The 11683-nt window shown below is 40.7% G+C and carries 11 protein-coding genes; 4 read left to right on the plus strand and 7 right to left on the minus strand.

Translation table 11 applies throughout. The features are described 5' to 3' along the window. Window positions 1-8: 8 nt before the first annotated feature. The 4 genes from K2F26_RS21735 to tig all read right to left on the minus strand — a co-directional run bounded on the left by K2F26_RS21735 (window position 9) and on the right by tig (window position 4773). Window positions 9-848 (minus strand): alpha/beta fold hydrolase, encoded by an 840-nt coding sequence (locus tag K2F26_RS21735; protein ID WP_220611981.1) that lies wholly within the window; start codon window positions 846-848, stop codon window positions 9-11. Window positions 849-1045: 197 nt separating this feature from the next. Continuing rightward, entirely contained in the window at window positions 1046-2386 is a 1341-nt protein-coding gene (clpX, locus tag K2F26_RS21740; protein WP_220609450.1) for an ATP-dependent protease ATP-binding subunit ClpX, read from the minus strand. 10 nt (window positions 2387-2396) lie between these two features. After that, window positions 2397-3095: an ATP-dependent Clp endopeptidase proteolytic subunit ClpP gene (gene clpP, locus K2F26_RS21745; RefSeq protein WP_137668143.1), complete on the minus strand. Its 699-nt coding sequence runs from the start codon at window positions 3093-3095 to the stop codon at window positions 2397-2399. 277 nt (window positions 3096-3372) lie between these two features. Then, window positions 3373-4773, minus strand: a complete 1401-nt coding sequence (gene tig / locus K2F26_RS21750) for a trigger factor (RefSeq protein ID WP_220609451.1) — start codon at window positions 4771-4773, stop codon at window positions 3373-3375. A 958-nt stretch (window positions 4774-5731) separates the two neighbouring features. On the opposite strand from tig, the gene K2F26_RS21755 reads away from it, so the two are divergent. The 3 genes from K2F26_RS21755 to K2F26_RS21765 all read left to right on the plus strand — a co-directional run bounded on the left by K2F26_RS21755 (window position 5732) and on the right by K2F26_RS21765 (window position 9951). Beyond that, entirely contained in the window at window positions 5732-6757 is a 1026-nt protein-coding gene (locus tag K2F26_RS21755; RefSeq protein WP_220609452.1) for an aspartate-semialdehyde dehydrogenase, read from the plus strand. A 232-nt stretch (window positions 6758-6989) separates the two neighbouring features. Continuing rightward, window positions 6990-7874 (plus strand): 4-hydroxy-tetrahydrodipicolinate synthase, encoded by an 885-nt coding sequence (gene dapA, locus K2F26_RS21760; protein WP_220609453.1) that lies wholly within the window; start codon window positions 6990-6992, stop codon window positions 7872-7874. 304 nt (window positions 7875-8178) lie between these two features. After that, the gene (locus K2F26_RS21765) at window positions 8179-9951 is read left to right on the plus strand and encodes a ribonuclease J (protein WP_220609454.1); all 1773 of its coding nucleotides are present in this window, start codon (window positions 8179-8181) and stop codon (window positions 9949-9951) included. A 64-nt stretch (window positions 9952-10015) separates the two neighbouring features. Here K2F26_RS21765 and K2F26_RS21770 read toward each other — a convergent pair whose 3' ends face one another. Genes K2F26_RS21770 through K2F26_RS21780 form a run of 3 tightly spaced genes read right to left on the minus strand, consistent with a single transcriptional unit; the run spans window position 10016 to window position 10823 of the window. Further along, a complete protein-coding gene (locus K2F26_RS21770) occupies window positions 10016-10273 on the minus strand; it encodes a type II toxin-antitoxin system RelE family toxin (RefSeq protein ID WP_220609455.1) in 258 nt (85 codons plus the stop codon). Then, the gene (locus tag K2F26_RS21775; protein ID WP_220609456.1) at window positions 10251-10472 is read right to left on the minus strand and encodes a hypothetical protein; all 222 of its coding nucleotides are present in this window, start codon (window positions 10470-10472) and stop codon (window positions 10251-10253) included. Before K2F26_RS21775 ends, K2F26_RS21770 begins: the two co-directional genes overlap by 23 nt. Before the next feature lie 33 nt (window positions 10473-10505). Beyond that, complete coding sequence (locus K2F26_RS21780) at window positions 10506-10823, minus strand: DnaB-like helicase C-terminal domain-containing protein (RefSeq protein ID WP_246605449.1); 318 nt, start codon at window positions 10821-10823, stop codon at window positions 10506-10508. 326 nt (window positions 10824-11149) lie between these two features. Here K2F26_RS21780 and K2F26_RS21785 point away from each other — a divergent pair, with 326 nt between their 5' ends. Then, window positions 11150-11530, plus strand: a complete 381-nt coding sequence (locus tag K2F26_RS21785) for a Mo-dependent nitrogenase C-terminal domain-containing protein (protein ID WP_220609457.1) — start codon at window positions 11150-11152, stop codon at window positions 11528-11530. Window positions 11531-11683: the final 153 nt, after the last annotated feature.

An 11683-nucleotide genomic window follows, 5' to 3' on the forward strand; every position in this document is an offset into this window, starting at 1 on the left:
ATTGAATATTACCAATTACCCAAAAAATCCCGCACCTTCTGTAAATAAGTTTCTGCATCTTCCAACATCGGAAAATGTGCGGTATTAGCAATAATTTCTAGCTGCACCTTATCACTCAAAACAGCCGCTTTTCTACCTAAATCAGCAGGAATAATTAAATCATATTCTCCCGCTATTAACAAAGTGGGTACTGTTAACTTAGCAAATTCTAAAGGCATTGTTTCCGCTTGTTCTTTACTCACAGAAGTAAAAATTGTCCCTAAAGCAGAATCATAATCAGCGTCAATAAAATCTTGTAAAAAAGCTTGTCTCTCAGCTTTGGGAATCGGACGATGTAAAAACCTCGCCATAAACATCCTATCCGCAAAAGGTATTTTCCCCAACCATTGAGGACGAAATTTAACTACTAAACCACCAAATTTATAGAAAGCTGCAAAGGCTTTTTCATCATATTCAAAAATCCCACTACAAGTTAAAATTCCCTTGATAACTTTTTGGGGATAACGATTAAAAAATAAAGTCGCAATCGAAGCACCCATAGAATGGGCATTAATATAAACACGCTCCAGATTTAATTCATTTAATAATACTGCTAAATCTTCCGCATATTCTGTTAATTCATAACTCAATTTACTGCCATCTTGGGCTTGACATTGAGAACGCCCAAAACCGCGCATATCATATAATAAACAATCAAAATTATCTGCTAAAGCCTCAGCCGTACTGCGCCAATATCTACACGAACCCGCCCACCCATGCAAAAAAACCATCACAGGTTTTACCACATCTGATGGTTTCTTGATCCACTCGTAATAATGCTCAACCCCGCGAACTTTTATATAAGTCATAATTTTTAGAGATAGGTGACAGGTGACAGGTGATAGGTGACAGGTGACAGTAAGAAGGGAATAGGGAACAGGTGACTGGGGACTGGGAAAGATTTTATACTTCTCTCCCCATGTGCCTTCCTTCTCTTCTCTTTCTTCTTCTTCGTGTCCTTCGTGTCTTCGTGGTTCATTAAAACCTCCTGCCTCCTGCCTCCTTCCTATGCTGACTCCGGTTTCGGTAATGAAGAAGGATGTACCAACAGTTCCGCTGTAGAGCGTTTCTCTACCATTTCCCGCGTTACTGTGCAACGAGTTACATCTTTACGAGATGGCAACTCATACATGACATCTAACATTAATTCTTCCACAATACCCCGTAATGCCCGCGCCCCAGTTTTCCGGCGGTATGCTTCTTGAGCGATCGCCTTCAAAGCATCTGGTTTAAAATCTAACTGGACGTTATCCATCTTCAGCAGTTTTTGATACTGCTTAACTAAAGCACTGCGCGGTTGAGTCAAAATTGCCATCAATGCTTCCTCATCCAAAGGATCAACCACAGCCACCATTGGCATCCGCCCAATAAATTCGGGAATCATGCCAAATTTCACCAAATCATCTGGTTCTAAATGACGTAGTGTATCCGCAGCCCGTTTTTCTTTAGATATCCCTTCTCCAGACTGCACAAAGCCAATTGACTTTTTACCCACTCTCTGATCTACGACTTTTTCTAAACCAACAAAAGCCCCACCACAAATAAACAAGATGTTGCTAGTGTCAATCTGAATACAATCTTGATAGGGATGTTTGCGTCCGCCTTGGGGTGGTACATTAGCAATCGTACCCTCTAACATTTTCAGTAAAGCTTGCTGTACCCCTTCCCCGGAAACATCTCTAGTAATGGATGTGTTTTCACTCTTGCGGGCAATTTTATCAATTTCATCAATATAGATAATTCCCCGCTGTGCTTCCTCCACATCCAAATCTGCCACTTGCAAAAGTCGCAGTAAGATATTTTCCACATCTTCCCCTACATACCCCGCTTCTGTCAAAGTTGTGGCATCTGCGACAGCAAAGGGTACATCGAGAATTTTGGCCAGAGTTTGCGCTAACAGGGTTTTACCGCAACCTGTCGGTCCCATTAATAAAATATTCGACTTTTGTAGTTCTACAGCATCATCATGTCCACCTTTGCCATTACCTTTAGACTGAGCAATGGCTAACCGCTTGTAGTGATTGTAAACAGCAACAGACAAGACTTTTTTAGCTTCGTCTTGACCAATTACGTGTTCATCTAAATATTTTTTAATTTCTCTCGGTTTAGGGATTTGGTTAAAAGAGAGATTGGCAGAACTGGTACGGCGTTTTTGAGGTTGTTCTGAACGTGGTGCTGGTTGGGAGGCAGCAGTACTGGTATCCAGCAGTTCTTCATCTAGGATTTCATTACACAAGTCAACGCATTCATCGCAGATGTAGACTCCCGGACCTGCGATTAATTTACGCACCTGCTCCTGAGACTTGCCACAAAATGAACATTTTAAATGGGAGTCGTATTTAGACATACCAAGCCTCTTATTTCAGAATGGTGACGTTTTCCCCTGCTGTGGGGAGATTTTGTCTAGAAATAACCTGATCGATTAAACCGTAGTTTTTTGCCTCTTCTGCTGACATAAAAAAGTCGCGTTCCGTATCAGCTTCGATCCTTTCTAAAGGTTGACCAGTGTGCGTGGACATTAATTGATTCAACTTGCCCTTAATGTAAAGAATTTCTCGCGCTTGAATTTCAATATCAATCGCTTGTCCTTGAGCGCCACCAAGGGGCTGGTGAATCATAATCCGGGAGTCAGGTAAAGACATACGCTTCCCTGCTGTTCCCGCAGTTAACAAAAACGCCCCCATGCTGGCAGCTAGACCAAAACAAATGGTAACAACATCAGGACGTATTTGTTGAATTGTATCATAAATTGCCATTCCTGCGTAAACAGATCCCCCTGGTGAATTTATGTAAAGTTGAATATCTTTTTCTGGGTCTTCAGCATCCAAAAACAGCAATTGAGCAACTATGGAATTAGCTACAGTGTCATCTATTGGCGTTCCTAAAAAAATAATCCGCTCTCGCAACAGACGGGAGTAGATGTCAAAAGCCCTTTCTCCCATACCGGACTGTTCTACCACCATCGGTACAATGTTGTTAGGGCTGTTGTAGTTACAGCTAATGCTGATGGGACTCAAGCTACTGATTGGGTAATTTCCCGACTGCGATACAAGCATACAAAAATATTTAACAATAAGTGGGACAGAGGTTTACAGCCATAAAGGCTGATTTTTTGAGAATTTGAATTTGTATTTGAACTATGTGTTAACCATTATGCCTTATATTCAGTTGTTCTCGCAGAAAGCAGGAGGCAGGAGGCAGGAGGCAGAAAGTAGGGGAAGTAGGGGAAGCAGGGGAAGCAGGGGAAGCAGGGGAAGAAAAGGAGGTTAATAACCCAGTCCCCAGTCACCAGTCACCAGTCCCCAGTCCCCAGTCACCGGTCCCCAGTCACCTTTACTCAGGACTGGTGGTTTCTGCTTCTGTAGCCGGTTCAGCTTCTGAATCAGTTTCCTCTTTTTTGCTTAAAGAACCTTCGGGAACAAGTTCTATGGATGAGTTAGCCAGCAACCAATCCATGATTTTCTCATTTACTAGCTGTGCTTCTACCAAAGATTGCAGTCTGACTGCATCTATATCTTCATCAGCGTACTCTTCTAAGAGTTCTTTAACTTTAGCGTTGACTTCCTCAACTGCGACTGTGAGTGATTCCCGTTTACCGATTTCTTCTACAGCTAAAGAACGTTTAAGGCGTTCTATTGCGTCTGGTTCTGAACGATCGCGCAATTGATTCAGGATTTCTTGGGTGAGAAACTTTCTCACATCCATTCCCTGCTCTGACAATTTCATGATTGTCTGTTTGATCATGGCATCAACTTCGTTATCTATCAAAGTTTTTGGCAAATCAATTTCTACGTGCTTGAGCAGTTCCGCTAATAAAGCTTCTTGCTGATTAGCTTTAGTTTGGTCTTGGGCTTCTTTTTGATAACGTTCTTCTAAGGATGTCCGTAATTCTGCTAAAGTCTCAAAATCACTGACTTCTTGAGCGAAGTCGTCATCTAATGGCGGTAATTCTTTTTCCTTAATTTCTTTGAGTGTCACCGTAAACAGTGCAGGTTTACCGGCTAATTCTTCACTAGCATAAGGATCGGGAAACTGGGCGGAAATTTCTCTGGTTTCTCCAGGGTTCATTCCTACCATACCGACTACAAAACCAGGGATAAATTTATCTTCCTGCAACTCGACTTGAAAATCTGCTGCTTCTCCTCCGGGAATGGGTGTAGGTTCTGCTGCCTCCTCTTCACCTTCGGCTTTAGCCAACACACCTTTAAAATCTACTACTGCCACATCTCCTATTTGGGCTGCTCTTCCTTCTACGGGAATTAATGTGGACATTTTCTGCCTTTCCTGATCTAACACTGTATCCACCCGTGTTGGATCGTGTTTGATTTCTTCAGCTTTGACTTGGAATCCTGTATACTGCTGGATCTTGATTTCTGGTTCTACATCCACCGCCGCAGCAAAGGTCAAGGGTTCTCCAGGTTTATAATTATTAATCAAATCATCAAAGGATGACACTAATCTCGGTTGGCCAATAGCCTTAATGTCTTCCTGTTTGACTGCTTGCTCTACAACTTCGGGAATTAGTTCTTCTAGTACCGATGCTTTGATGCGACTGCTTCCCAGGCGCTGTAATAATACCTGCCGGGGTGCTTTGCCTTTGCGAAACCCAGGAAGATTTACAGTAGCACTTAAATTTTTGATTACCTGTTCGTATTTTTGTTGGGTAACTTCCGCTGTAATTTCTATTTCTAGTCCAATTTGGCTTTTTTCAAGTTTTTCCTGGGTTACTTTCATGCTTTGTCTCTGTTTTTTGGTGTTGTCATTTTTGATAGTACACACAAGCAGCGTTTATCTCGCTTATTAACTTGATGTGCAACACAAAACTTATGCCAATCGCTCATATCTAGATTAATAGAGGATTTTTAGGTTATATATCAGTTTTGTGCAGTTGATGGATTTTTTGACGCAATAAGACAAAATAATTTAGATAATTAGCTATCCAGTAATCGTCTTTTAAGCATCCTCAAATCCGAGTTTGGGGGCTGCGCTCTTCAGCAGATATCTAGTTTACTGCCAATGGCACAGAAATTCACAGATACTTCCAGTTTTTCTGCTATATCTTTACTGATACGATATCTCAGTCGCTTTTTCCGAATTTTTCATTTAAACGTTGTGTATTCCTAAAAAAACTGCTTAATTATCTTTAATTGAGGGCTGTTGCTGCGGTCATGATAGGTTAAACGCAAAATGGTACTCAGATTGTTCAGGTTGTGATATCCTGTCAACATGGTAGATTCTCATGGTAGCACTGTTGCCTACCCATACTTGTCTCATCTAAAGAGATAAGGTAAGAACAAACCCCCAAACTCAAACCCAGTAACCGCTTCCCAAACCTACTCACTATTTTGAGATGGTTAACTAAGCAGTCTGGTGTTGCCAAGGTTGTACCATTGATTCTATCAACCTGATTAATGGTTAACCTATTCATTTTATCCTTAGTTTGGAGTTTGTTGTATGGTAGTGTATAATTCAAAGTAATTCAGGTTAAATAGTAATTATTGTCAAATAAAATCAAAATATAAATAAAATATCCTAAAATCCAAATTCTTTAGATATTATAGATATCTACCTTAGAAAGAAGTTCATCACATATTCAAATTTCGTTGATTGCTAAATATTGCCATTTATAGATATTTTGAGTTTTAGAAAAAAAGTGAGTAACCTTAGTAACCTCTTAAAGGAGGAGTCGAATTTGTCTAAATCCTATCGTGTAGCTATTTTGGGTGCAACTGGTGCTGTAGGTACGGAGTTGCTGGAATTACTAGAAAGTCGAAATTTCCCCCTGGCTGATTTAAAATTGTTAGCATCAGAACGCAGTGCGGGAAAGACCCTCAAATTTAAAGGCGAAAATCTTGTCATTGAGGCAGTCAGCGATCGCTCTTTTGAAAATGTTGATATCGTCTTAGCTAGTGCTGGGGGTGGAACATCTAAAACCTGGGCTGGGGTAGCTGTAGAAAAAGGAGCAGTGGTAATAGATAACTCTAGCGCCTTCCGTATGAAACCGGATGTACCTTTGATAGTTCCAGAGGTGAATCCTCAAGCCGCAGCCCAACATAAAGGCATTATCGCCAATCCTAACTGCACGACAATTTTAATGACGTTGGCAGTTTGGCCACTGCATCAAGTAAAACCAGTAAAAAGAATTGTAGCGGCCACTTATCAATCAGCTAGTGGCGCTGGTGCAAAAGCAATGGAAGAAGTAAAAATTCAATCCAGTGCTATATTACAAGGACAACAACCAGTAGCAGAAGTGTTACCTTATCCGTTGGCGTTTAATTTATTTCCCCATAATTCCCCAATGACTGATATAGGATATTGTGAGGAAGAACTAAAAATGGTCAACGAAACGCGGAAAATATTTGGTGATCAAGACATCAGAATCACTGCCACTTGTGTACGGGTTCCCGTACTCCGCGCCCATTCCGAAGCAATTAACCTAGAGTTTGAAACGCCTTTTAGTCCAGATGAAGCAAGAGCAATTTTAAGCAATGCGCCTGGTGTTAAATTGGTGGAAGATTGGCAGAAAAATTATTTTCCCATGCCTATAGAAGCTAGTGGTAAAGATGAGGTTTTAGTGGGCAGAATTAGACAAGACATTTCTCATCCTTGTGGCTTAGAATTATGGTTGTGTGGCGATCAAATCCGTAAAGGTGCGGCTTTAAATGCGGTACAAATCGCCGAATTATTAGTAGAAAAAAATCTACTTCAGAATGGGTGATTGGTGATTGGTGATTGGTGATTGGGTAAAATGACTAATGACTAATGACTAATGACTAATAACTAAGTAAGTGGGCGTTAAAAATTGTCGTTATGACAAGGGAACAGGGAACAGGGAACAGGGAACAGAGAAGAGGTTTTTGAATATTTTACTTTTTGTTACATATTTCGGTTTTTTTCTGTTCACCTACTTAATAACTAATAACTAAAGACAAATCAGGAGTAAAAAACGGGTGGTAGATTTTGGTACAGTGATAACGGCAATGATCACGCCGTTTAAAGCAGATGGTAGTGTTAACTATGAAGTAGCTGGAAAATTAGCAGCAAATTTAGTTGACAATGGTACAGATACATTAGTGATATGTGGAACAACAGGTGAATCTCCCACGTTAAGCTGGGATGAAGAGTATCAGTTGTTTGTGGAAGTGCTGCAAGCTGTAGCAGGGAAAGCAAAAGTAATTGCTGGGTGTGGTTCAAATTCTACCAAAGAAGCGATCGCCGCAACCGAAAAAGCAGCTAGAATAGGAGTACATGGTTCTTTACAAGTTGTACCTTATTACAACAAACCACCCCAAGCGGGACTATACAAACACTTTCAGGCTATAGCCCAAGCCTGTCCCGATTTACCGATGTTGTTATATAATATCCCTGGTAGAACTGGTCAAAACCTGAGTCCAGAAACAGTTGTGCAATTAGCACAAATCGACAACATTGTGGGAATTAAAGAAGCCAGTGGTAACTTGGACCAAGCTAGTGAAATTCGCCGCTTGACACCACAGGAATTTCAGATTTACGCTGGAGATGATTCTTTAACCTTGCCTTTGTTAGCGGTTGGGGCTAAAGGTGTGGTAAGTGTGGCTTCTCATCTGGTAGGTAATCAACTAAAACAGATGATAGAGTCCTTTAATGTGGGCAAAATTCAAATTGCTACTGAGATTCATCTACAACTATTTCCGTTGTTTAAAAGTTTATTTTTAACAACAAATCCCATTCCTGTTAAACAAGCATTAAAACTTCAAGGTTGGGAAGTTGGTTCAGTTCGTCCACCGCTGTGCGAAGCTGACTCAGAAATCTGTCAGAAGTTAGAGGACGTGTTGCATCAACTCGGTTTAATCTGAGCGCCAATATGTTGGATACTAGCCAGATACTGGTTTCCCAGATACTTATAAATAAAAAGTAATAATTGCTTCTAGGTTGCAATTTAAACATCTGTGCTACAACTGAACGATATAAGAATCTTTTTTGATAAGAAGCTACAGGAACAGGGTCAATTGCTTTTATTTATTCAATACCAAATTGATTGAATATCAGAAGTCGAAATTGGCTGTTTTGACATTGAATTATATAGACATTTGATGTTGTCTTTCATACAAGAACGCTAACTATCAACTGATTAACAACTCACACAAGATACAGGAGAAAATGGCTAGAAACGAAGCTAACTCAGCCCTGAAAATTATTCCATTGGGCGGTTTACATGAAATAGGAAAAAATACCTGTGTTTTTGAATACGAGGATGAAATCGTCCTCTTGGATGCAGGTTTGGCTTTTCCCACCGAGGCTATGCACGGAGTAAATATTGTTTTACCTGATACAACGTATTTACGGGAAAATCGCCATAAAATCAAAGGCATGATCGTTACTCACGGTCATGAAGACCATATTGGTGGTATTGCTTTTCACCTGAAACAATTTGACATCCCCGTAATTTATGGACCAAGATTAGCAATGGCCATGTTAGAGGGGAAATTGGAAGAAGCAGGAGTACGCGATCGCACAGAATTAAGAACTGTTCTTCCCCGTGATGTAGTCAGAATTGGCAAAGCCTTTTTTGTCGAATACATCCGCAACACCCACTCTATCGCTGATAGTTTTACTGTTGCTATTCATACTCCATTAGGTGTAGTTATCCATACTGGGGACTTTAAAATTGACCATACCCCTGTGGATGGCGAAAAGTTTGATTTACAGCGCCTAGCGGAACATGGTGAAAAAGGCGTACTTTGCTTGTTAAGTGATTCCACTAACTCAGAAGTACCAGGTTTTACACCTTCTGAACGTGCAGTTTATCCCAACCTTGATCGGGTATTCTCCCAAGCTAGAGGGCGTTTATTTGTTACTACCTTTGCTTCCAGTGTGCATCGGATCAATATCGTTTTGCAACTGGCTAAGAAACACAACCGAGTAGTGACAGTTGTGGGACGTTCAATGCTAAATTTGATTGCCCATGCCCGGAATTTAGGTTATATCAAATGTGAAGATAGCCTATTTCAACCTTTGCATACTGTCCGGGGTTTACCGGATGAGAACGTACTGATTTTAACAACAGGTTCTCAGGGTGAGACAATGGCGGCCATGACTCGCATTGCGAACAAAGAACACCCCCATATTAAAATTAGGGAAGGAGATACAGTTGTTTTCTCCGCTAACCCCATTCCTGGTAATACCATTGCGGTGGTAAACACCATTGATAAATTGATGATCCAAGGCGCTCATGTGGTCTATGGACGGGATAAGGGCGTTCACGTTTCTGGCCACGGTTGTCAAGAAGAACAAAAACTCATGCTGGCTTTAACTCGTCCCAAGTTCTTTGTACCTGTTCATGGTGAACATCGGATGTTGGTGAAGCACTCGGAAACTGCTCAAAGTATGGGCATTCCCAAAGAAAATATGGTGATTATTCAGAATGGGGATGTGATAGAACTCACAGAAGAATCTATCCGTATTGCGGGTAAAGTACCTTCGGGTATTGAACTGGTGGATACAACGAGTTCTGGAATGGTAAGTGCCAAAGTGTTGCAAGAACGGCAAACGATGGCTTCTGAAGGACTGGCGACTATTGCCGCTGCTATTGATTGGAATGGTAAACTGTTGGCTAGACCAGAAATTCACCTGCGGGGTGTGGTGACAAGTATTGAGCGATCGCTGTTATTGAAATGGGTACAGCAACGCATTGAGGAAATTTTGCGGGTTCGTTGGTCTGAGTTTGTGACGGGAACAGGACAAAATGATATAGACTGGGGCGGTTTACAAGGCACTTTAGAAAAGGAGTTAGCCCGTTCTCTGCGTCGTGAGTTACAATGTCAGGCTTCTGTAACTTTGTTGCTGCAAGTTCCTGAACAACCGTCTGAACCTGCTGTGAAGGTTTCTGATGGTAGAAGAAGACGGACTCGTTCTACTGCTGTGGCTTCTTAAGAGTTAGCTCACGCAAAGACGCAAAGGCGCAAAGGTGTTATTGAGCATCTTTGCGTTTTTTGTTTTAGCCAATTAACGCATCGTATTCATTATGTGTTCCGATCCAAAACCAGTAGAAATCATCACCCTTTTTCAAGGCTAATGCTCGATATCCACCGGTAATACGAGCAGACCATAAGTTATTGCCAACTTTCTTAAAATGTAGGGATGGATGATATTGATTGTTCATCCACAAACGATAGGCTTTTTTTGCCTGTTTTTTAATTTCAGGCGGTAGTGCAGCATATAAACGCCAAAATTCAGCAGTTGTCAAGGATTTCATTAAGTGATTTAACTCGGTTAGCGGCGATATCAGCTTCAGCAAGCTGAATTAATTTATCTAAGCGCCCAGATTTAGCATCAGCTTCGATTTGTTTATCCCAAGCATCCTCTAAATATCTTTGTAGCCAATCTGCAAGCTGACGCATCTCAACTTCAGAAAGTTGGGTGATTGCTGCTTCTATTTCTGTAAGAGATTTCATAAGATTATCTCGCGCTCAAATTTACTGGGTTTATTAGTGGTTCTTCGGTCGGGCAAGGTTCTTAAATTTTGTGAACTGTGTATCAAACAACAGTTGTACTGTTCCTGTTGGTCCATGACGATGTTTAGCTAAAATAACCTCAGCAAGACCTCTACCGGGAGTATCAGGGCTATAATATTCATCGCGGTAAAGCATCATCACTAAATCAGCATCTTCCTCTATAGAACCTGATTCCTTCAAATCTGACAACATAGGTCGTTTATTAATTCTAGATTCTAGACTACGATTAAGTTGAGATAATGCAATTACAGGAACATCTATAGCAATCCTAATTGAAATGTGAGAAAACACGGTATTAGTTTTTGTGCTTTATATAACTAGGGGTTGCTGAAAAAGTCTTGTCGTGAAGACAGGGAACTCCTAACAGGGAACAGGGAACAGTTTCAGCTATCTGTCATCCCCAAATTTTTGGGTTTGCGATCCCCAAAATGCACGGTTTTTCAGGTATACCCTTGAAAAATCTTGCACTTTATTTCCTTTTGTTCAGCCTCAAACCTTTGATTTATCTAGGTTTTATATTTGTTCAGCAAGCCCTAACTAATAATCTTGTCCATGAATTACGCTAAATATAGATTCATCAGTAAGGTGAATACCCTCATAAAAAGAGAGGAGTAACCATGAAGGCATCTGAAGGTACAACAAAAAATATTTTTTTCGTAAGTTGGATATCACTCCATCAAACACATACTGTTCACCAGACTCAAGTAAGTCAGTTACAACCTCTTCATAGTCATTCAGGTTGGGATTTCCTGCGTCCTTTGCGAAATTGGTTGGATAATTTAAAAGTAGGCGATCGCCAATTTGCTCATCGGGTGTGTAGATTAATTCCGCCTCAATGTCCTTTTGAACGTGATGTTAAATTATTTGGGAAAGTCTTATTTCACATTCCCCCAATGTGTAAACTAAATCCTTTATATGAGGAAGTTGTAGGTTTAAGATTTCGCGCCCTGTGCTATCTAGCTGATGAATGTGGCGAAGATATTTCACAATATTGTTAAGTCATACAACAGGAGTCAGGAGTCAGGAGTCAGGAGAATGGCTTCGCCACGCTTCGCGAACAAGGAGTCAGGAGTCAGGAGAATTTTAGATTTTAGATTTTAGATTTTAGATTTTAGATTTGATTCATGAAATACAATCCAAAATCCAAAATC

Origin of the sequence: Sphaerospermopsis torques-reginae ITEP-024, assembly GCF_019598945.1 — a bacterium.
GTDB lineage: Bacteria > Cyanobacteriota > Cyanobacteriia > Cyanobacteriales > Nostocaceae > Sphaerospermopsis.

Bases quoted from the DNA above. Each gene is read 5' to 3' on its own strand.
- K2F26_RS21735 (WP_220611981.1), bottom strand. From the start codon at position 848: ATGACTTATATAAAAGTTCGCGGGGTTGAGCATTATTACGAGTGGATC.
- clpX (WP_220609450.1), bottom strand. From the start codon at position 2,386: ATGTCTAAATACGACTCCCATTTAAAATGTTCATTTTGTGGCAAGTCT.
- clpP (WP_137668143.1), bottom strand. From the start codon at position 3,095: ATGCTTGTATCGCAGTCGGGAAATTACCCAATCAGTAGCTTGAGTCCC.
- tig (WP_220609451.1), bottom strand. From the start codon at position 4,773: ATGAAAGTAACCCAGGAAAAACTTGAAAAAAGCCAAATTGGACTAGAA.
- K2F26_RS21765 (WP_220609454.1), top strand. From the start codon at position 8,179: ATGGCTAGAAACGAAGCTAACTCAGCCCTGAAAATTATTCCATTGGGC.
- K2F26_RS21770 (WP_220609455.1), bottom strand. From the start codon at position 10,273: ATGAAATCCTTGACAACTGCTGAATTTTGGCGTTTATATGCTGCACTA.
- K2F26_RS21775 (WP_220609456.1), bottom strand. From the start codon at position 10,472: ATGAAATCTCTTACAGAAATAGAAGCAGCAATCACCCAACTTTCTGAA.
- K2F26_RS21785 (WP_220609457.1), top strand. From the start codon at position 11,150: ATGAAGGCATCTGAAGGTACAACAAAAAATATTTTTTTCGTAAGTTGG.